At 62.7% G+C, this 19,968-nt stretch carries 18 protein-coding genes; 11 read left to right on the forward strand and 7 right to left on the reverse strand.

The genetic code is table 11. From position 1 onward, the window contains the following. Positions 1–79 precede the first annotated feature (79 nt). Positions 80–1,012 carry a nitroreductase family protein gene (locus tag AB0O24_RS13490; RefSeq protein WP_363375553.1) on the forward strand — a complete coding sequence of 311 codons (933 nt, stop codon included), beginning with the start codon at positions 80–82 and terminating at the stop codon, positions 1,010–1,012. A gap of 19 nt (positions 1,013–1,031) precedes the next feature. Here AB0O24_RS13490 and AB0O24_RS13495 read toward each other — a convergent pair whose 3' ends face one another. From AB0O24_RS13495 to AB0O24_RS13505, 3 genes are all read right to left on the reverse strand, one after another. After that, entirely contained in the window at positions 1,032–2,819 is a 1,788-nt protein-coding gene (locus AB0O24_RS13495) for a hypothetical protein (protein ID WP_363375556.1), read from the reverse strand. A 371-nt stretch (positions 2,820–3,190) separates the two neighbouring features. Continuing rightward, positions 3,191–4,636, reverse strand: coding sequence for a lipopolysaccharide biosynthesis protein (locus tag AB0O24_RS13500; RefSeq protein ID WP_363375558.1), 1,446 nt, complete (start codon positions 4,634–4,636; stop codon positions 3,191–3,193). Between the two features lie 28 nt (positions 4,637–4,664). Beyond that, positions 4,665–5,978, reverse strand: a complete 1,314-nt coding sequence (locus AB0O24_RS13505) for an O-antigen ligase family protein (RefSeq protein WP_363375561.1) — start codon at positions 5,976–5,978, stop codon at positions 4,665–4,667. A gap of 367 nt (positions 5,979–6,345) precedes the next feature. Here AB0O24_RS13505 and AB0O24_RS13510 point away from each other — a divergent pair, with 367 nt between their 5' ends. From AB0O24_RS13510 to AB0O24_RS13530, 5 genes are all read left to right on the forward strand, one after another. Next, a complete protein-coding gene (locus AB0O24_RS13510; protein ID WP_363375563.1) occupies positions 6,346–8,337 on the forward strand; it encodes a glycosyltransferase in 1,992 nt (663 codons plus the stop codon). Then, complete coding sequence (locus AB0O24_RS13515) at positions 8,334–9,458, forward strand: glycosyltransferase (RefSeq protein WP_363375565.1); 1,125 nt, start codon at positions 8,334–8,336, stop codon at positions 9,456–9,458. The genes AB0O24_RS13510 and AB0O24_RS13515 overlap by 4 nt, the downstream gene beginning before the upstream one ends. 332 nt (positions 9,459–9,790) lie before the next feature. Beyond that, positions 9,791–10,570: a glycosyltransferase gene (locus AB0O24_RS13520; RefSeq protein ID WP_363375568.1), complete on the forward strand. Its 780-nt coding sequence runs from the start codon at positions 9,791–9,793 to the stop codon at positions 10,568–10,570. Beyond that, positions 10,557–11,462, forward strand: a complete 906-nt coding sequence (locus AB0O24_RS13525) for a glycosyltransferase family 2 protein (protein WP_363375570.1) — start codon at positions 10,557–10,559, stop codon at positions 11,460–11,462. The genes AB0O24_RS13520 and AB0O24_RS13525 overlap by 14 nt, the downstream gene beginning before the upstream one ends. Then, a complete protein-coding gene (locus AB0O24_RS13530) occupies positions 11,459–12,514 on the forward strand; it encodes a hypothetical protein (protein ID WP_363375573.1) in 1,056 nt (351 codons plus the stop codon). The genes AB0O24_RS13525 and AB0O24_RS13530 overlap by 4 nt, the downstream gene beginning before the upstream one ends. Here AB0O24_RS13530 and AB0O24_RS13535 read toward each other — a convergent pair. The 3 genes from AB0O24_RS13535 to AB0O24_RS13545 form a co-directional block, all read right to left on the reverse strand. After that, positions 12,478–13,158, reverse strand: a complete 681-nt coding sequence (locus AB0O24_RS13535) for a glycosyltransferase (protein ID WP_363375576.1) — start codon at positions 13,156–13,158, stop codon at positions 12,478–12,480. The genes AB0O24_RS13530 and AB0O24_RS13535 overlap by 37 nt on opposite strands. Positions 13,159–13,588: 430 nt before the next feature. After that, on the reverse strand, positions 13,589–15,550 hold the full coding sequence (locus AB0O24_RS13540; RefSeq protein WP_363375579.1) for a hypothetical protein: 1,962 nt from the start codon (positions 15,548–15,550) through the stop codon (positions 13,589–13,591). Between the two features lie 318 nt (positions 15,551–15,868). Then, positions 15,869–16,330: a DUF732 domain-containing protein gene (locus AB0O24_RS13545; RefSeq protein WP_363375581.1), complete on the reverse strand. Its 462-nt coding sequence runs from the start codon at positions 16,328–16,330 to the stop codon at positions 15,869–15,871. Between the two features lie 156 nt (positions 16,331–16,486). Between AB0O24_RS13545 and AB0O24_RS13550 the strand changes: the two genes are divergently transcribed. Continuing rightward, positions 16,487–16,702, forward strand: coding sequence for a hypothetical protein (locus AB0O24_RS13550; RefSeq protein WP_275797916.1), 216 nt, complete (start codon positions 16,487–16,489; stop codon positions 16,700–16,702). Between the two features lie 56 nt (positions 16,703–16,758). On the opposite strand, the gene lepB is transcribed toward AB0O24_RS13550, so the two are convergent. Continuing rightward, complete coding sequence (gene lepB, locus AB0O24_RS13555; protein WP_275797914.1) at positions 16,759–17,445, reverse strand: signal peptidase I; 687 nt, start codon at positions 17,443–17,445, stop codon at positions 16,759–16,761. Between the two features lie 559 nt (positions 17,446–18,004). Between lepB and rpsJ the strand changes: the two genes are divergently transcribed. Genes rpsJ through rplW form a run of 4 tightly spaced genes read left to right on the forward strand, consistent with a single transcriptional unit; the run spans position 18,005 to position 19,944 of the window. Then, on the forward strand, positions 18,005–18,313 hold the full coding sequence (gene rpsJ, locus AB0O24_RS13560; RefSeq protein WP_013584016.1) for a 30S ribosomal protein S10: 309 nt from the start codon (positions 18,005–18,007) through the stop codon (positions 18,311–18,313). Between the two features lie 8 nt (positions 18,314–18,321). After that, a complete protein-coding gene (rplC, locus tag AB0O24_RS13565; RefSeq protein ID WP_058596247.1) occupies positions 18,322–18,981 on the forward strand; it encodes a 50S ribosomal protein L3 in 660 nt (219 codons plus the stop codon). A gap of 4 nt (positions 18,982–18,985) precedes the next feature. Further along, positions 18,986–19,648 (forward strand): 50S ribosomal protein L4, encoded by a 663-nt coding sequence (gene rplD, locus AB0O24_RS13570; protein WP_058596246.1) that lies wholly within the window; start codon positions 18,986–18,988, stop codon positions 19,646–19,648. After that, complete coding sequence (gene rplW / locus AB0O24_RS13575; RefSeq protein ID WP_058596245.1) at positions 19,645–19,944, forward strand: 50S ribosomal protein L23; 300 nt, start codon at positions 19,645–19,647, stop codon at positions 19,942–19,944. The genes rplD and rplW overlap by 4 nt, the downstream gene beginning before the upstream one ends. Positions 19,945–19,968 lie beyond the last annotated feature (24 nt).

A 19,968-nucleotide genomic window follows, 5' to 3' on the forward strand; every position in this document is an offset into this window, starting at 1 on the left:
GCGTATTGTTGTGAGGGTCCTTGGCTGTCGCATCTCTGACGGCTGATCCGGAAGCCGGTCGTCATTTCGTGAGGAAGTCATGCCTTCATTGAATAAATTGGCGCCGCGCGCGCTCCGACGGTTCATCAAACGTGTCAAAGTTCACCAGGATGTCCGCCGGGAGTTCGCTGCTGATCGGCGGCGATATGCCGCGTCCATGCTCCCCGATGACAGGGCGATCGGTCTCTCGCTTTCAGGAATGAATCTTGAGGCGCAGATAACGAAGGACTACCACCGCATCGAGAAGGGGTTGGCTCTGAAGGAGCCACGCCGGCCGTTTGGTCTCGAAGTGCAGAAGCGCCTCGAGCGGCTCCTGCCGATGGCCGATCCGACCGCGCCATACGTCCAGCACGCTCAGAGTGCGCTTGCCGCACTCCAAGAGTGGAATACCGGAGGCGGTGTCGCCGAAGAAATCAGCCCCGTGCGACAGCTCGCCAGTGACCCTGCTCTTCCTGACCCCGCCTCGTTCTTCGGAACTCGTCACAGTGTGCGCGATTTTTCCACCCGTGCGGTCGAGCCGGACGTCCTCGAGCGCGCGGTAGCACTCGCGTTGAACTCACCATCCGTTTGCAATCGCCAGAGCTGGCGCATCTACTTCCGTCACGGGGAAGAGGCGAGGCAGACGCTGACGTTCCAGAACGGGAGCGCAGGCTTTCGAGACATCGTTCCTGCGGTGGCTGTCATAAGCGTTGACGCGCGCGCCTTCGCAGGCGCGAAAGAGCGCAATCAGGGATGGATCGATGGTGGCATCTTCGCGATGTCCTTCGTGTGGGCTCTGCACGCACTCGGCCTGGACTCCTGCATGCTGAACATGAGTGTGCCCACGCCAAAGGCAGAGGCGCTGAGACGCCACCTGAATGCGGAGGACTCGGAGTTAATCATCATGATGGTGGCTATCGGGTACGGTCGCGGTGGCCACAGACGTGCGCGGTCGCCTCGGCGCGAGGTCTCGACAGTGATCATGGATCACTGAGCAATTTGTTACATGCGGCTTACGCCGTTGTGGTCCAACCGCGGCTGGACCACACAAGTGTCACGGCTTGTCCGGGCTGAATCGATCGGGCTGTCTCGCTCTGCGTATTCAACGGTGCCGTCGGAGAGCCCACCAGCTGAAGGGCGACGCTCTCAGGTGCGCAAATAAGGGTCAACAACTGGAACTGTCGTTGCGCCGCCTGCAGTGGCACCGAGGAAGCGCGGTCGCTGTCCGCGCTGAGCTCAACGACGACGTGTGCGTCAGCCGACTTCCATACTTCAGGCATTTGACTCGCGAGGTCGCCACTGAACTTGTGGGCCGCGGAGGACAGCGATGGGGTCCTGGGGTCGGATGACTGAGTCTCCCACTGCAACGAACTTCCTTCTTCGACCGCGCCTATACCGTTCGGGGGAAGGTCTGAGAACGTCACAGCGCGGAGGTCCGCCCTCGGCGCCGCGCCGGTGAAGATCGTGTCAGCCTGGGCCATTGATGAGGGGCTCATCTGAAAGGCCACATTGCGTAGTGAGAGTCTCACGCTTCGACCTTCCACTGCGGTCGAGGCGATCGGTGACCACTTCGCGGTCACGTCAGCGCGGAACGACGAGTCGTCGATGTACAAATCGGAGCCTTCGTTCTGAACAAAGCTCGATCCTTCTTGATCCGCCGTCACGGAAATCGACGCATCGCGAACGAAGACGGATGCGTTCCTCGCTCGGATTGCGTTCACAACACCGTCGACGGTTACCCCCGTGATCGTCAGCACAGGGCGCGACTCCAACTTTCCCGCACTAGGGTGGCCCGTCGGGTTGATATCGGCGGCTACGGCGGCCCCACGTATCGTGCGCGCGCTGAAGGACTGCACGATGTGGCCGAAGGATTCGCCTCCACGCGTCGCTTCGGTGAAGGCTCGAACGCCGGTGCCCACATCCTCTGCCGAGCAACCGATCACGCGGTGGTTTCTCCCACGAAGAGAGAACGCGGCGACGTCATCCGCGGCGGCACTGACTGAACACCCCAGAAATGACGTTCCCTCGCTCGGGTGGTGCGTGTCGAATCCCGATCGCGAAGGCGAGACGGCGCTGCAAGCGACGACCTTGTTTCCGTAGGAGCTTCCATATCCATGAGGATCGGTGCTGCTGGCGGAGATTGGTGGCGCGTCGTCCGTGTATGCGTGCCGTGCATGTCGCACGGTGCTGTTCTGCACCGTGCCGAACGCACTGCAGTTATCTAGCACGCCATAGCCGAGGAGTCGGGGCGCGTCGTCCTCCGCGAACGCGACATCGAGTCGCGAAACGGTGAAGGAGTAGCAACTTTTCATGTGGATGACCGGACCGTGCGCACTGATGCACCGGATGTCATCCACCCACGGGGCGAGTAGTCCAGCCAGATAGATCAGTGGTGCGCCAACGACCTTCGCAGTGGGAGATCGTCCCTCTACAGTGAATCCGCGAATGTCGGCGGTCCGACGACTGACTTCGACGACGCGCGTGTTGTCCGAATGCTTTTGACGAAGGGGCGCCATCGTCAGCACCTCGCCGTCGCTGCTGGAGGCAACGATCGCGTATTCACCACTTCGTGCGACGCGATCGCCCGACGCTGATCGCGCTCCGGGGATGGGATCGTTGGAGAACACCTTGATGAGCGTTCCGGCGCGCCAGCCAACACTGCCATCGATCGTGATCTTTGTGGTCGACCCAGCCGCGCTGTCACCCGTCCTAACTGACGTTAGAGACTTTACCGTGAATGGCGTCCCCCACTCCGCCTTTACTGAAATGACGGGCGCGGCGCCGACCTGCACCAGTGTCACACCGTAACCAGACAGCCGCAGCACGTCAGAAGAGGCCGCGATGGGACTGCTCAATTGATAGGTGCCGGGAGCGATGATGGCTTCCCACCCGGAAGGGACGGTCCGCAGTGCGTCTGACAGTGCACGGCCGGATTCGTTCCTCCCGGTCGGGTCTATCCCCGGATAGGTGTCCGAGGATATGTACACCGAGGCGCTGGAGGTCGATGACGAGCTGGGTCCCGTTGACGGTCGAGGCTGCAGAGTGGTCCGTAGGGCTCGATCTAGGATGACTGCGCCACTTGCGGCGACGAGCCCGCCGGCAAGAAGTTCGCGGCGGCTGTGCGATGTCATTCCCGCCGGAATTGGGCCGGCGTCTTGGGGCGGCGGCTTCGTCACCGTCGACCCCGCTTGGCCATACGTAGGACATCCGCAACGTCGACGCGGATGGCGGGAACGGTGAGGTAGGCGACGAGCAGCACTGCGCTCATCGTGGGCAGAATGGCGAGGACCTGCCACCAGGGGGCGAGATCCCACGTCAACCAGATGACGGGCGCAGTAATCAACAGCATCACCGTATAAAGAGCGACCGGTCGGGCGGCAGCCACGACCATCGGGCGGGGGGCAAGCCCAGCTCTTGGCATCGCGCGGAAGGTCAAGATGGCCCAGTTCAGCAACAGCCCGATCGTCATGCCGATCGCGACCCCTATGGCGCCCCACGGGACGCCTGCGAACATGAGAGCGATCATGAGACTACGAGACAGGAGGGTGTATCGCAGTTGCATTCCAGTGAGTGCCTTCGACAGGAAGACCCAGTAGTACACGTAACCCAGCGTCTGGAAGACACCGCCAATGGCCAAGATAGCGAAGAGGCTTTTTGTCTCATCCCACTCAGGTCCCAGGACGATTTCCACGAGCGGGGAGCACAGGGCTGTAGCTGCGAAGAACACGCCGCCTATGACATAAGTCTGCAACAGCTGCGCTTGTCGCACATATCGCTGGAAAGTAGCGTCGTCCTCGATCTTGGAGAGTACAGGAAAGGCCACCCGCGTCATCGGCGCCGCCAACTGCTGTAGCGGCAATCTGTAGAGCTGGTACGCGCGGCTGTACAGACCTAATTGCTCAACGCCCCAGAATCGCCCGATCAGTACTGAGTCGATGTTGTTGCTCGCGTATGTGACGAGCTGTACGCCTAGGTTGTTTACGCCAAAACTGATGAAAGAGCGAATACTGGCTTTGCGTGATGGCCAGGTCGGCGTCCATCGAGACGCGACCCAAAGGAAAATCAAAAGAAGGAACGCAGACAGAACCTGCTGGAGGACGAGTGCCCAGTATGTGGCACCGAAAATTGCTGCGACGATGGCCGCCGCAAACGACAGTAGCTGAGCTGAGACATCGGCAATTGCCATCGCCTTGAAACGGAGCGCCTTCGACGCTTCTGCTCGAAACTGCGCGGTAACAGCGTAGAGGAGAAAGACCACAGAGAGCGCTTGAGCGACCTGTACGAGCTCGGGCCGGCCGTAAAACCAGGAGATGGGGTAAGCGGCGAAGAAGACGACGATAGATACGAGAACGCCGACTACCGTGTTCAGCCAGAACAGATTGGACTTTTGATGGTGCGTGATCTCGCGCGCCTGGATCGCGGCCGAGGAAAGGCCGAAATCGGCGAGGAGAAGCGCCAATCCCGTGATAGCCGTGACCAGAGCCACGGTGCCGTAATCTGCGGGCGTCAACAGCCTGGCGAGAATCATCAACGCGCCGAATTGAATGGCGAATCTCAGGAACTGAGCCAACAGTGTGTGCGCAGCGCCCCGAGCAGCGGCTCCTGCAAGCGAAGTCATCCGGCGCGCTTCATTCCTGCGATGAGCATCATGCCGCGGTCACTCGTGCTTGACGAGTGCGGGTACTTCGTTTGGCGCGAGCCGTGGCTGCTGTGGGCCCAAACTTTGGCGAGCCCCGCCGCCCCAGCATCCCAAAGCTGAACCCCATGCAGAGGAACCAGATCATGAAGATCGACCCGTTCATTAGGCCCCAGCCGGTCACCGCGGTCACGAGGGTTCCTGCGGCTGCCGCGATGGCGCCTCGCGCCCAGGCTCCGGTGTCATCCACTCGACGCATCAGACGAATGCTCAGAATGATGAGAACCACGGCAGGCAGGAAGAAGAACAGTGCGGTCGGGATCCCGAGTTCCGTGATCTCGAGGAGGAACACGTTGTGAACCCGCCATCCTTGGGCGGTCAAGTTGTCAGTCTGCCCAACGACCGGTATGTAGTTTCCTGGGCCCACGCCCAACCAGGGGTTCTTGGAGATGGCCTCGAGAGCGACCTCGACGAAGTGTTGACGTGCACCTCCCTCGGGGTCACCTGTGAAGCGGTCGATGATGGTGCCAGAGAAGATCAGGGCTCCCGCGAGCACGACAGCCGGCACGACGAATCGAGAAGCCTTTGCTGACCTCGCAGGCATGATGATGAACCACACGAGGAGCGCGAGGAGATAACCCACGAAGTTCGCCCGGCTTTCCGACAAGCCAACGGGTACCAGAGCCACGAGGACCGCAAAGTAGGCGAGCCGGCGAGTGCGGGCCGTCGCCGATCCCGTTAGCGGGAGCAGGATAGCCATGAAAAGGATCATGACCTTGCCGACGGTTCCAGGATGACTGAAGGTCCCGCTCGCGCGGCCGCCTTCAAGCTCGGCAGTGCGGCCCTGGAGCGCGAAGATGGGAACTCCGCTGGCCTGAAGCACGGTGACTACCGCCTGAAAGAGGATGAGGACGGTCAGAGACACGATCAGTACGGTTTCGTGCCGACTTCCAGGAACGTAGTGCTTAGCGAAGTAGGTGCCCACGGCCCACGCGGCGACGCCCACCAGGAGGTACAGCACGTTGGTTGATAGTTGCGGGTCGGGCTCCCACTCAAAGATCGCACCTAGGACCAGCAGAACGAGGAACGGGAGGAAGAGCGCGAAGTTCGGGCGACGGCTGACGACGAACCCGATCACGAAGACTCCGACGATGACGACGTCGTATGTCTGCAGGGGGACTCCAGCGATCTCAAAGCCGATGGGTCGCGGAACGAGCGTCGTCGCGATGATGACTGCGATCAGCGCGGTCGACCACCATCTGAGCGTTCCGAGCATCACGATAAATACGGCGACGGCGATCAAACCCAGAAGGAGAGTTGGCACGTTCGTCCTTCCGGCTCGTAGAAATCGCACGTGTGTCCAGCTCGATCGTAAATCACTCGACGGTTCTCGCACGCCGAGCGATGAGGCCGGACGCTGATTTACGGGTCTACACGTCCCCGAAGTTGGAGGTTCTGGGCTTCCTCATAGAATGGTGGAGATCGCGTCGTGTGCCGTGTCGTGCGTCGTTGACTGAGATGGGGGCTTCGAGGCGATGGTGAACCCGAGAAAATTTACTTTGTCTGTGTTGGAAGGTGTCAGAGGGGCCGCGCTTAGTCTCTCCGTGCGGAGCGCGTTGGCTGGCCGACGGCGTGGTCGATACCACGTCCTGTTCGCAGCTCCTGGTGGAGGCAACATCGGTGACCAGGCTATGGCCGATGCTTTCTGCGAGCAGGTCGTCGGCGACGTGCACATGATCCTCATGAAGCCAGATGCCGTCGTGGTTCCGCAATATGGGAACGGCGCCCGGGAAGGCGTCGTGATTGCTGGCCTGATGTCGCGCAACCCACTGACCTTCATCCCTGCCTTCTTCCGTATCGCGCGGGTGCTCCGTGGTGCCCAGACGCTTTCTGTTACCGGCGCGGACATCATGGATGGCGGCTACAACGCCGACGCGAGTCTCTTTCGGTGGAGGCTTGCTGTCGCAGCTCAGCGCGGAGGGGTGGAAAGCCGAATCCTGGGTTTCAGCTGGAACGGCAAGGCTCCGCGAGCCGTGTCCTACGCGGCGGCGACGGCCGCTAGAGCTGGAGTCCAGCTCTACGTGCGTGACCCGCTCAGCCGAGCCCGCATGGCGAAGGCGTCTATCGGGCCCACCGTTGGGGCGAGCGACACGGTCTTCTCGCTTCACGAGCAAGACCCGGATACCGACGTCTTCGCCCGGTTGAACCAGGCCCGCGCGGCGGGCGGGCGAATCGCCCTCGTGAACGCGAGCGCGTTGGTTTCGAAGCGGCTCGACCAGCCCTCCGAATACAGCCGTGTTCTCGCCGCGCTTCGCGACCAGGGCTATCTCCCCGTACTGCTGCCTCACGTGCACAGGGGAGCGGGAGGAGACAAGGCGGCGGTGCAGGCGGTCGTCGACGCCAGCCCCGGTGAGGCCTGGTACGTCGTTCAAGAGTTGCTGAGGCCTGCGCAGATCCGAGCGCTGCTCTCCCTGACAGACGTGGTGATTACCGGGCGCATGCACTTGGGTATCATGGCTCTTTCGCTCGGAGTTCCCGCCTTCGTTATTTCGACCCAGGGAAAAGTCGAGGGCCTAGGGCAGCTGTTCGGATGCGATGAGATTGCCGTTTCCGCTGAGCGTGGACTCGGCGAGGTGATTGCGGAGCGTGTCGCTAACTCGCGTCTCCTGGAGTCGATGAGAAGCCGAATCGCGGACCGGCTGCCCACCGTCAACGCTCTATCAGCCAAGAACTTCGACGGGCTTGCGCCGTTGCGCAGCGAGGGTGAGACAGCGTCGGTGGCTGCTTCCGACCCAATCCGGGACGCCTCGCGGGTCTCGGTGGTCATTCCCACTCATCAGCGCGCCCACTTCTTGCGCGCCTCCGTCGGTTCGGTTCTGGCGCAAACTAGGGCTCCGCTGGAGATCATCGTCTGCAGCGACGTTGAGGATGCCGCAACGGAAGCAATGGTCACGGAGTTGGCTGCGTCGACCGCAGTTCCATTGCGGTACATCTACGACCCCGAGACTCTGGGAGGGGCCTCGGCGTCGCGGAACGGCGGTGCGAAGGTCGCGCAAGGCGACGTCCTCGCTTTCCTGGACGATGACGATTCATGGGAGCCTGAATACCTACGGGTGGCGATCGATGCTGGGTCGGCCGCGGCCACTGACATGACCGTCGTCGCCCGGTGGATGGTCAAGGGCGACGTGCGCGTCGCGGCTCCGCGATTGGAGTCCGGCAAGACTGCACAAGACGTCGTTGCCGTGAGCCTAGGGACGACAGGCAGCAATATGGTTGTTACTCGCGACGCATTCCTCCGGGTGGGTGGATTCGACGAGGCCATCCCCGTGAAGAACGACACTGACTTCTTCTTCAGGTTCTTGCTCGCCGGTAACACATATGTATCCGTCCCTGACCGCCTCGCCCTGCAGGTTAAACACGGCACGGGTCAGCTGACGGGGAACACTGAACGTCGCGCTGCCGGGACCAAGGTCTACATGGCGAAGCACGCAGCACACCTGCGCCTGCGGGACAGGCGTCATCTGCGCCTTTCCTATTACAGGATCAAGTATCACCTAGCGAAGAACCCACTGAGGAAGTACGCCTATCTCGCGTTGGCTCTCACTAACTACTCGCCGAAGAAGTACTTGGAAGAAAGATCGGTGAGACGTGCATGGATTGAGTTGGAGAGTGCGGGGAAATGAATGGCTCTTCATCGTCGCGGCGGAGCGTCGCCATCCTCGGAACGCGCGGGTATCCAAGCTTCTACGGAGGCTTTGAGACGGCGGTTCGTTCGCTTGCGCCGTACCTTGCCGACAAGGGATGGGACGTCACGGTGTACGGGCGGCCTGGGGGAACTGCTGCGGGTTCAGGTTTCGTCCCGGACTCTCGAGTGACAGCACGCACGACGCGGGGAGTAGAAACGAAGTCGCTGAGCACATTGTCGTATGGAGCGACTTCGGCCCTCGACTCTATGCGCCGTCGACCGGACGTCGCCTTGGTGATGAACGTAGCCAACGGCTACTGGCTGCCCCTCCTGAAAGCGCGCGGAATCCCAACGGTCGTCAACGTCGATGGGATCGAGTGGGAGCGTGAGAAATGGGGTCGTCTAGCCAAGGCCGTCTTCCGGACGGGCGCGCTCGCGACCGCGAAGTGGGCGGATTCTCTCGTATTCGATGCCCGCGCAATCGGCGACTACTGGGCGAAGGAGTTCCAACGCACGGGAGTTTTCATCCCCTATGGCGGTGATGTGCCGAAGGTCGGCGCGTCTCCTGCGGGTATGGAAAGCGGAGCCTACGTCCTTATTGTCGCCCGGTTCGTCCCGGAGAACACGATCGGCGAGTTCTTTGACTCCGTCCCACTGATTGCGCAAAGGCATCGTGTCGTGATCGTGGGTTCGTCCGGGTACGGAGGCGAGTTCGACCAGCGGGCCAAGTCGCTCGCTGAGGAGAACGCGAACGTGACCTGGATGGGGCATGTACGCGACGACGATCTTCTCCTCTCGCTTTGGCAACACTGCGGCGTTTACTTCCACGGGCACAGTGTCGGCGGAACTAATCCGGCCCTTGTGCAGGCAATGGCATGCGGTGCCCCAACGGTGGCCAGGGACACCGTATTCAACCGGGAGGTTCTTTCGGAGCAGGGTGGGAAATTTGTACTGCCGCGTCCGCAAGAGATCGCTGACGGCGTGAACTCGCTGATGAACGACCCAGAGGAGCGCGCTCGGCTCGCGGCGGTCGTCACGGCCAGAGCGGCCGATTACTACTCGTGGAATCTCGTGTGTGCGGCGTATGAAGCCGAACTCGATCGTGTGAGGCGGAAGTGACCATGGAACAAAGCCTTGTGACCTTTCCGATGCATGGGCAGCGCAAGCTCTCTAATGAGGGATATCGAACACGGGACGGACACTTCATTGAATGGTTCGGTCGTCTTCTTGACGGCAGCGGGCCTGTGGCTGTCCGATCGAGACCCGAGCCGCAGGCACTCCGTCCGGTCCATCGGACGGGTGCTCTGGCTCAGAACACGATCGCTGTAGACAGCTGGAGCTGGCGGGTACCAACGAAGGGTCCGCGCCAACGATGGTGGTGGACCTCCCGCGACTCGTACTCCACGCATGGTCTGGACACGTCTTCCCCGACGGTCATCTGGAATCCCTTCGTGAGCGTATCGAACGTATGGGACACGGTTGCTCACACGGGGCGCAGGATAGCGTTCGACATGCTGGATGACTGGACTGACCACTATGCGTTCGAGGTGATCCGCAGTGAGGTGAAGCTCGCCTATCAGCGTCTCTTCGACCGCGTCGATATCGTGACAGCTAATTCGGAAGCGACCTTGGCGACAGCTCACGCATTCGGTCGATCTGACGCTCATTTGGTCACGAACGGGTGTGATCCCGAGCGTTTCCCCACATCATCCCTTGCTCAAGGACCGACAACAGTCGGGTATGTCGGCAAGATCGGCAAGCGAGTAGATCTCGAGCTCGTCCTCGGCATTGCCGCAGCATTTCCCCAAGTCGTTTTCACTTTCGCGGGGCCGATTCTCGACAGGGAGTATGAGGCGCCACTGCGATCCCAAGCAAACATTCGCCTTCTTGGCGATGTTCACTACGACCGAGTGCCGGCGCTGCTTCAGACGTTCGACATCGGCTGGGTTCCGCATCGTGTCGGAGCAGGGGAGGTCGGTGGCGACGTCATCAAGACTTACGAATACCGAGCAGCTGGATTGCCCGTGGTGACGACACCCGTACTGGGAGCCAACGACAGAGGATTGACGGGTGTCCGTGTCGCGGGCCGTGAAACCCAGAAGTCGGTCTTCGCTGCGCTCATCGCCGGGGGTGAGCGCGTCCCACGCGAGACGACCACAATTCCTGCCGGAACTACCTGGCGGTATAAGGCCGTTGCGCTCTTGGATCGGCTGGGCGTTGAGCATTCCTGATCCCATCGCAGTGTGCGTCGCAACCTACCAGCGACCCAGCCAGTTGCGCACGCTTCTGGACGCCCTGAGCAAGCAAGAAGACGCAGGCCCATTTCGCGTCTACGTCGTCGACAACGACCCTGCCGGCACGGGAGAACAGGCCGCGACCGACTCGAACATTGACGTGGAGTACTTGAGGGAGCCTGAACCGGGCATCGTCGCGGCTCGCAACGCCGGACTTGCAGGCTCAACAGAGCCCCTCGTCGCGTTCATCGACGACGATGAGTACCCCGATGCGCGCTGGCTACGAACACTTCGCGACTGCCTCGCCCGAAGCGGAGCCGATGCCGTGTGGGGTCCGGTCGTATCTGTTTTTCCACCCGAGACACCGGCGTGGGTCCACCAAGGGGGATTCTTCAGTCGATCGAGATACGCAACGGGAACCATCTTCGATCAGGCCGCGACGAATAATGTGCTGGTGCGTCGCGCCTCCATCGATAAGCTGGCGCATCCTTGGTTCGACGAAAGCTTCTCGGAGAGTGGCGGCAGCGACTCGCACCTCTTCCATCGCATCCATAACGCGGGCGGGAGCATCGTGTGGTGCGACGAGGCGATCGTGTACGAGGACGTTCCGCTGAGCCGAATGAGCCTCCCCTGGCTTCGGCAGCGCGCTCGTCGAACCGGAAACGTCAGGGGTCGGCTCCTCGTCGAGGACGGGCGGCGGTCGCGCGCGTGGATCGAAGGTGTCGCTCGTATCGTCGCAGGCTCCGCCAAATTGATGTTTGATCGTGTGCGGCGTAATCCGCTGAACAGTTCGTCACTCAACACGTGGATGCGGGGTTGGGGCGTCTTGGATGCGGCGCGAGGTCACGTGGTCGTCGAGTACCGCCGACCGCAGGGAGATAAGTCTTGAGAGTATTCATTGCCGCGCACGGCCAGCCCGACAACCTGGGAGATTCGGTTCTTCGGCGAGCGATGTTGGACGCGTTCATTCACACGAGAATCGAGCGTCACGTACTTGTCGAGCATGGCGGCAGCGATTACACCGCTGGTCTTGGCCTTACCGGTGATGACCGCGTGTACGCCTCGCGAGCCCGGTGGCAACGCGCAGCCCTGTCCTCGGCGGTACAGCAGAGAGCGGGCTTTGTGACCAATGCGGGCGAGGTGCAGTTGAACAGAAGACGCACCAAGATTGCCGTCGCGGACATACCTACTGCTGCAATTGTGCGCGCCCGCGGGGGCGTGCCTATTCAGACAGGGATGGCCTTCCGTGAGCCGCATGGTCCCTTTCCGTGGCAGATCGCCATCGTCTCCCGTCTGAGCAAGATCGCCACGTGGAGGGATCAGCCGAGCCGCGATTACGCGGGGGTGGGTGAAGTGACACCGGATTGGGCCTTCGCGCTCCATGGGTCGGGCGCGAGGTCGGGAGCACGGGATCTGCTCGTTGTGACCATGCGCGGCGACCGTCCAGAGCCGACTCCGGCGTTCTTCGAGTCAGTGAAGACGCTCGCCACGGCACGCGGCTTGCGTCCCGTCGTCATCAACCAAGTCGTGCGGGATAAGGCCCGCTCCGCCATGATGGCGCACGCCATGGACGTGGAATACATCGCACCATGGTCCGGAGGCCCCCACGACGACTTCGAGCGCGTTGTTCGCGATGTTTACGCGCGAACTCAGCTCGTCATGAGCGACCGTCTCCACGCCTTGGTGATCGGGCTTACCGAGGGTGCCCTTCCCATCGGGGCGACCAGCGGTTCCTCCGAGAAGCTCGACCGGACTTTTGCAGCAGCTGGCATCCACGATGTCTCGTTCGACTATCGGGGTCTCGAGACAAAAGAGATTGTCCGGCGCGGGATGGTCATTGCCGATCGTCGAGAGCAACTCATCGATGCAGTGGCAAGCGCCCGTAACCGCCTCGAAACGCTCGGTCAGCGCGTGCGGTCTGAGCTGCTTCCGTCCTCCTGATCGGATGGACCGCGAGTGATCTGACGGTAGAGCCGTCCGTACTCGGCACCGACGGCGGACCACGATCGGCGGGGCAGGGCGTTCCTGCCGTCGCGCCGGGAAGCAGTCGATTCGAACGATTGCGATGCTGCGCGCAGGATCTCCGGAGTCAGATCGCCGTCGTAGGTCTGCACCCACTCGGGGCCAGACTCCTCCATCAGGTCGTTCATCGTGGCTGAAGTGGGCACGAGGATGGGAGTCCCGCAACTCAGGGCGAGGAGCGCGGCTCCCGAGTTGTACATGCGCCGGTATGGCAGTACGACGAATGCGCTCCGACGAATCTCGGCGACGAGCTCTTCGTACTCCAGGAGCTCGGCGCGGAACTCGACGTCGGATCCTGTTGATTGGAGCCGCGTCTCAACCTCTCGCCCGTATGCGGGATCGACCGGCCGCCCCATGATGGCAAGGCGGAACGTCTTATCCGTGAGGTGAAGCGCCGTAAATGCGTCGACGAGCTGCTCGATGCCCTTGTAGGGTCTCAGGAGTCCGAACAAGAGCATGCGACGCGCATCCCGCGCGAGGTCGGGACCGGTGGCTAGCTCGTTCGCGACCTGGCTGTAATCGCCGAAGGGGATGAACACCGCTTCCGGCGCATCGGGCGTCACGGAGGGATACAAGTAGACCCGTCGGGTGGCGGATGACTCCCACCATTTCAGAAGCCGTGACTCTGCGGACGTTCCTCGCTCGTGTGGTGACTCGTTATGGACAGTCCACACCGAAGGCTTTCGTCGTGCTCGGATCCTCAGCATCAGGGTCGCGAACAGAGCGTACTTGATCCACCGGCGCGTCTTCGATGACGCGCGAATGGTCGATTCCGGCCAGTGCAAGTGAATGACATCCCAACGTCCGAGGAGAGCCCGTCTCCAGGAGAACTTGACCACTCGGATGTCATCGGGTAGCGCGGAGACCAAGGCGTGTATCGGGGCACGAGGATTGGTGCCTTTCGAAGGGCGCATGAGAACTTCGATTGGCGGCCGGGGTTCTACTGAATGCTGGCTCTTCACCAGATCACTGTAGCCATGGTCCTTCGCTCGCCTATGCGAGCTGTTGCCAGATGGTTCCGGTCCAGACGAGTGACATCATCGAGTTCGGCGTCATGCGCCGGTTGGCGGCTCCGCGCAAACTGGTCAGATAGGTGGCACCGTGTCGCACGGTCACGGTAGCTGAACTCTCGCCGGAATTCACAACGTAGAGAATCTGGCCAGGCACGGCGCTCGCGACGAGTGCGGGTACGGTCCGACCGTCCGTCACGGTGCACAACAGAATCACCTGTGGGTCCCCGGCGCGGTAGATGAGTCGAACCGTCTCGCTGTTACTCACCTCATCTTGTCGTCGGGTGATGAGGCGTGACGCTTGTGTCTTTGTGGTCCAGTCAATCGTCGACCCTCGCGCGAACCCCACGGAAGGCGTGGAAAGCGACTCCGGGAAGCGAGCATTTTTCACTGTCACTGTGACGGACGACTCTCCGACAACCACGCCCTGAATTCGGCCACCGTCCCCGTCGCGCCAACGAAGCTCGATCCCGTCAACGCTCACTTCGCCCGTCTGCCTGCTCTGCAGCCCGCGCAGCGATGATCCAGAGGTGACGTTCTGCAGATCGATCGTCCAATCCTTCGCCTGCACAACGCTGTTGCTCAGGATCGCGCCGTTCGCGACGTCGTCGACCTGCGCTCGTGCTGTGGCATGCAGGCCGTGTACATCGAGCACGATGTTGTTTGCCTGAAGAAAGGGCATCGCGGAGTTCCGGAGGGTGATGTTCTGCAAGAGCACCCCTCGCGTCTCACGCCGGTTGTACTGCGAGTGGGAAGACGACGTACGCGGGATGATGCGGATGCCGGCACCCGAGAGCCCATCACCGAGGAAGCCCGTGATGATATGGCCCCATGACGCATCCGCCCCGCTCGATTCAGTGATCACCTGAGCCCCGGTGGTGCAGCGTACCGCCGTGCAATCCTTAATCACGTGCTTGCGTCCCCGCAGAGAAAAGCCTTCACGGCTATCCACGGCCATGCAGTTGTCGAACGTCACCAGTTCCGAGCAGGAGTGAGTGTCGAAGGCTGCCGCGGAAGCGCCATGGCACACCGAGTCGACGATGCGAGTGCCGTAGGTTGCTCCATACAAGACCACGGAGGAGTTGGTCGCGATGCGGGGAGTGTCGTCCGAGTAGGCGTGTCTTACTCGTCGGGCATGGAGGTTGCGGACAACGCCGTAAGCGCTCGAGTTGTCAAGAATTCCATATCCGAATTGACCGGCAGACGGGTTGTCCACCGCTCGGTCGATCTGCACGTTCTCGACGTCATAGGCGTAACAGCCGCGCATGAGTATGGCGGTTGCTGTCGACACGCGAACGTGTATGTCGCGCACGGCGGGGCGCATGAGCGCGGAGACGACGATCGTGGTTCCACCCCAGCCCGCGCTCAGGCCGTTCGGGTCCGTGTCGACTCGGAAACCCTCGAACCGCACCGGAACGTCGCGTAGACGCGCTGCTCTGATGTTCGACGTGAAGGGTCCGTTGGGCGTGCCGACGAGAACCGCGGAATTTCCTGACGTTCGGTCGACGATCATGAAGTCACCTACTCGTGACTTGTTTCCCGAGTCCTGCCTCACCTCGGGGATCTCGTCGTCTGCGTAAACCTTGACGACGTCGCCGCGCGCCCATCCAGGTGCTGACGTCATCGCCAGCTGCACCCCGGGTTGCTGGCCACCGCCCAGTTCAACGGTTACCGGTGTGATCGACGTCACCTGTATCGGATCGTCGTATGCGCCTGTCAGGAGCACTGCGGCCGCCGTGGGGTGCGCGCGAACGAGCGTCGCCTCGTTGCCGAGGAGCGTAATGCTCTTCCCCTCATTCGAGAGTGTTGATGCGAGGCGGTAGGTTCCCGCGGGAACGATGAGAGTCCCACCATCTGGGCAAGCTCCGATGGCAGCCTTCAGCGCGGGGGCGGAGTCCGCGGCCCCGCTCGGATCGAGACCCGGGAATCGTTCCGGGGTCGCCACCACAGCGATGAGATCGACAGTCTCGGAATCTACCGCCGAAACGTCTGCCGCGGTGAGGGCGACCCGCCCTGACCGGCCGTTCACGGAGGAAACCGAGCCGTCCGCCGCGCGCGCCCGAGCCGAGGGCAGGAGCGCTCCCGCTCCCATTCCGCCGACTACTGCTACCCCGGCAGCGAGCAGACCTCGGCGGGACTGCGTCGTGGCGCTCGCATGGGGGGAGGGGTGTTCGGACGCTGTCATGTCTGTTCCTCGATCGTTCTGCGGTGCAAAAGGTGTCTAGGGGTCTTGCTTCGGGCGGGGGTCAAGATCGGCCCGCGATCATCCGAACTGAGGGCAGAGGTTCTTCTGCGCTTGAGAGACGATGAGGCTGTTGTTGGACCGGGCGGCGTCCGAGTCCTCGTTCACGATGTTTACCTCGGCGAGGGGGATGCCGGATTCGAGGTCGGAACACGCGTTGTTTCCGAGTTCGATCCACGAAGATTCGGAAGACGCCTCGCCTTGCCATCCATTCGAGACTGCGCTCAAAAAAGCTTCTTCGGGACCAATGGCGAGCTGCGCTTCGTTTTCGGGTGTGATGGGTTGCGCTTCATTCGGCGCATCTTGAACCGAAGATGACGGGCCTTCGTCCGGAGAAGTGGATCGGGTGGGCGCACTATCGCTCTGCAACGGCGAAGCGGGCTCGGACGCTGTTTCGCCGAAGGAGCACCCCGAGCACGACAGGAGTAATGCCAGCGCGCAGATTCCGACTTTGATGCCCTTCACGATCACGACCTTACGCATACCTGAAAGTTGTTTATGAATGTAAACCTGCTTCCCGCAGGGGCAAAAAGTCATTCACCTCGCACCCGGCGGGGTGGTGGGGGGCATGCCGATTCATAAGAATGAACCGCAACCCGTCGGCATCCCCGCCGGCACCGGTCCTGAAGGGAGACGCGCATGGGCGTGGACGACATCATCAACAAGGGCAAGAAGCTGCTCGATGAGAATCGCGACAAGATCGAAGAGGCGCTGAAGAGCGAGAAAGCCGAAGAAGTCAGCGACAAGATCCTCGACGGCGCGGCGGATGCCATCAAGAAGGTCGTTCCGGCGGAGCAGCACGCGAAGGTCGACGAGGTGCGTCAGAACGTCGACAAGCACATCGGCAACGCCTGACCCGGAGCCACACGAAGCGGCGCCGCCCGGGGACGGGCGGTGCCGCTTCGTCGTCGTCAGCCGAGTGGTGAGGAGAGCCGGTCGAGCGGCCAGACGATCGAGAAGACGGTCCCGATGACCTGATCGCGCGGGACGAAGCGCGCGCATCCGTCGATCGACGTCGTGCCGCGGCACTTCACCACCGAATCCGACGAACTCGCCCGGTTGTCGCCCATGACGAGATAGGAGCCGTCGGGGACGGTGACGGGGCCGAAGCACCGCGACGACGCCGGGACGCTGTCGCAATCCAGCTGCCCGGGGGCGAATGCGAGGTCGTTGCGGACGTAGTCCTCGTCGAGCGCGGTCCCGTTCACTTCGACCCGGCCATCCGCCGTGCAGCACTGCACAGTCGTCCCGGGCTCGCCGATGACCCGTTTCACGAGCGCATCGAGATTGCTCGGACCGAAGCCCACGAGATCTCCGACCCAGCCCACCGCCCGACGGAGCGGGCTCGGCGCCGTGGCATCCGTCTCCCATGCCTCGGGGCGAGAGAACACCACGATGTCGCCCTGGCGAGGATCCGAACCGATGAGGGTGATCCGGTCGGCGAGGATGCGGTCACCCGCCTCGAGCGTCGGCGACATCGATTCGGACGGTACCTGGAACGGCTTGACGACGAACGCCTGCAGGAGAGAGAGCGCCAGCAGTGCGGCCACGAGATGCAGGATGGGGGAGCGGCGTACGCGCTGCCACCGGGTGCGCATCCTGGACGCGTCGGGATCACGGGCGCTCATGTGCCTGCCGCCAATCGGGTTCTCCGGCCGCACGGACGTCCGCGCGCGCCAACATGGTAGGCAGGAAGCGAACTCGTCGACGGCCGGGTGGCGACGCTCTCACGAGCGGTTCACCCCCATAGGAAGCACCGCAGGCACCGGCGGCCGGGCGAGCGATGCTGAGGATATGCCGCGCGCGACACGCCCGGGTTTGCGACACGCCCGACGGGTCCGTAGACTAGTCCAGTTCCACATTCCGGCGTGCGCTCGGCGCGCGCCAGGATCACTGTCAGGGCAGTGCACAGGCGGCGCGTGAGCGCAGGGTCCTGGGCCGCGGGCAGCAGAACACCACACCGAACCCCCTCTTCCTTCACGGGATTCGCGCGCGTGCGTGCGAGGGGCGGGCCGGATGCCATGGCATCCGGTTTGACAGCTGAACAGCGGTGCAGCATCTCTCGCGTGAGCGAGGGGAAGTGCCAGGGTGCGTCAGCACCACCGTGCGTCCAATGCCCCAGGTCGGGTAAGACGCGAGAAAGAGAGAGAGCAGACAATGGCGGGACAGAAGATCCGCATTCGCCTGAAGTCGTACGACCACGCCGGGCTCGACTCGTCGGCGCGCAAGATCGTCGACACCGTGACCCGTGCCGGCGCCACCGTGGTGGGCCCGGTTCCCCTGCCGACCGAGAAGAACGTCGTGTGCGTCATCCGGTCGCCCCACAAGTACAAGGACAGCCGCGAGCACTTCGAGATGCGCACCCACAAGCGCCTCATCGACATCATCGACCCGACGCCCAAGGCCGTCGACTCGCTGATGCGCCTCGACCTCCCGGCCGATGTCAACATCGAGATCAAGCTCTGAGGTTCGACATGGCTGACATCAACTCCAAGATCTCCAAGGGCCTCCTCGGCACCAAGCTCGGCATGACCCAGGTGTGGGACGAGAACGGCAAGCTCGTTCCCGTCACCGTCATCGAGGTCGCTCCGAACGTCGTGACCCAGCTCCGCTCGGTCGAGAAGGACGGCTACAACGCCGTGCAGATCGGCTACGGCCAGATCGACCCCCGCAAGGTGAACAAGCCCCTCACGGCCCACTTCGAGGCCGCGGGCGTCACCCCCCGCCGCCACCTCACCGAGGTTCGTACCGCGGATGCCGCGGACTACTCGCTCGGTCAGGAGCTCACGGTCGACGGCCTCTTCGAGGCCGGCCAGCTGGTCGACGTCGTCGGCACCAGCAAGGGCAAGGGCACCGCGGGTGTCATGAAGCGCCACAACTTCAAGGGTGTGTCCGCTTCGCACGGTGCGCACCGCAACCACCGCAAGCCCGGCTCGATCGGCGCCTCGTCGACCCCGAGCCGCGTGTTCAAGGGCATGCGCATGGCCGGCCGTATGGGCGGCGAGCGCGTGACCGTCCTCAACCTCACGGTGCACGCCGTCGACGCCGAGAAGGGTCTGATGCTCGTCAAGGGCGCCGTCCCCGGTGCTCGTGGCCGCATCGTCTACGTCCGCAACGCAGTGAAGGGTGCCTGATCTCATGGCTGACTCGACTCTCGCGCTCGACGTCCTGAAGGTCGACGGCAAGAAGGCCGGCTCCGTGGAGCTGCCCGCCGACATCTTCGACGTCAAGACGAACATCCCCCTCATCCACCAGGTCGTCGTGGCGCAGCGCGCCGCGGCTCGCCAGGGCACGCACTCGACCAAGCGTCGTGGCGAGGTCTCGGGTGCCGGCCGCAAGCCCTTCAAGCAGAAGGGCACCGGTAACGCCCGTCAAGGCTCGATCCGCGCGCCGCACATGACCGGTGGTGGCATCGTCCACGGCCCCAAGCCGCGCGACTACGGCCAGCGCACCCCCAAGAAGATGATCGCCGCCGCCCTCCTGGGTGCGCTCAGCGACCGTGCTCGTGGCCAGCGCCTGCACATCGTCGACAGCTTCGGCATCGAGGGTGCGCCCTCGACCAAGGCTGCCGCCGCGGTGCTGACCGGCCTCGGTGCCGTCAAGAACGTTCTCGTGGTCATCGACCGCGACGACGAGCTGACGATCAAGAGCGTGCGCAACCTCGCGTACGTCCACGTGCTGACCTTCGGCCAGCTGAACGCCTACGACGTGCTCGTCTCCGACGACATCGTCTTCACCAAGGCCGCCTACGACGCCTTCGTCGCGTCGAAGTCGGGCGCCACCGAGGAGGTCTCGGCATGACCGCCGTCAACAAGGACCCGCGCGACATCATCCTGAAGCCGGTCGTCTCCGAGAAGAGCTACTCGCTCATCGACGAGGGCAAGTACACCTTCCTGGTGGACCCCCGTTCGTCGAAGACCGAGATCAAGCTCGCGATCGAGAAGATCTTCGGCGTCAAGGTCGCTTCGGTGAACACGCTGAACCGCGCGGGCAAGGCCCGTCGGACCCGCTTCGGCATCGGCAAGCGCAAGGACACCAAGCGTGCGATCGTCACGCTGAAGTCCGGCACCATCGACATCTTCACGTCTGTCGGCTGACGGTCGGGATAGAGGACAACAACA

It is taken from the genome of Microbacterium sp. NPDC086615, assembly GCF_040686055.1.
Taxonomy (GTDB): Bacteria; Actinomycetota; Actinomycetes; order Actinomycetales; family Microbacteriaceae; genus Microbacterium.

Coding starts and splice junctions, on each gene's coding strand:
- AB0O24_RS13515 (WP_363375565.1), top strand. CDS start 8,334: ATGAATGGCTCTTCATCGTCGCGGCGGAGCGTCGCCATCCTCGGAACG.
- rplD (WP_058596246.1), top strand. CDS start 18,986: ATGGCTGACTCGACTCTCGCGCTCGACGTCCTGAAGGTCGACGGCAAG.
- AB0O24_RS13500 (WP_363375558.1), bottom strand. CDS start 4,636: ATGACTTCGCTTGCAGGAGCCGCTGCTCGGGGCGCTGCGCACACACTG.
- AB0O24_RS13545 (WP_363375581.1), bottom strand. CDS start 16,330: ATGCGTAAGGTCGTGATCGTGAAGGGCATCAAAGTCGGAATCTGCGCG.
- lepB (WP_275797914.1), bottom strand. CDS start 17,445: ATGCGCACCCGGTGGCAGCGCGTACGCCGCTCCCCCATCCTGCATCTC.
- AB0O24_RS13510 (WP_363375563.1), top strand. CDS start 6,346: ATGGCCGATGCTTTCTGCGAGCAGGTCGTCGGCGACGTGCACATGATC.
- rplW (WP_058596245.1), top strand. CDS start 19,645: ATGACCGCCGTCAACAAGGACCCGCGCGACATCATCCTGAAGCCGGTC.
- rplC (WP_058596247.1), top strand. CDS start 18,322: ATGGCTGACATCAACTCCAAGATCTCCAAGGGCCTCCTCGGCACCAAG.
- AB0O24_RS13490 (WP_363375553.1), top strand. CDS start 80: ATGCCTTCATTGAATAAATTGGCGCCGCGCGCGCTCCGACGGTTCATC.
- AB0O24_RS13550 (WP_275797916.1), top strand. CDS start 16,487: ATGGGCGTGGACGACATCATCAACAAGGGCAAGAAGCTGCTCGATGAG.
- rpsJ (WP_013584016.1), top strand. CDS start 18,005: ATGGCGGGACAGAAGATCCGCATTCGCCTGAAGTCGTACGACCACGCC.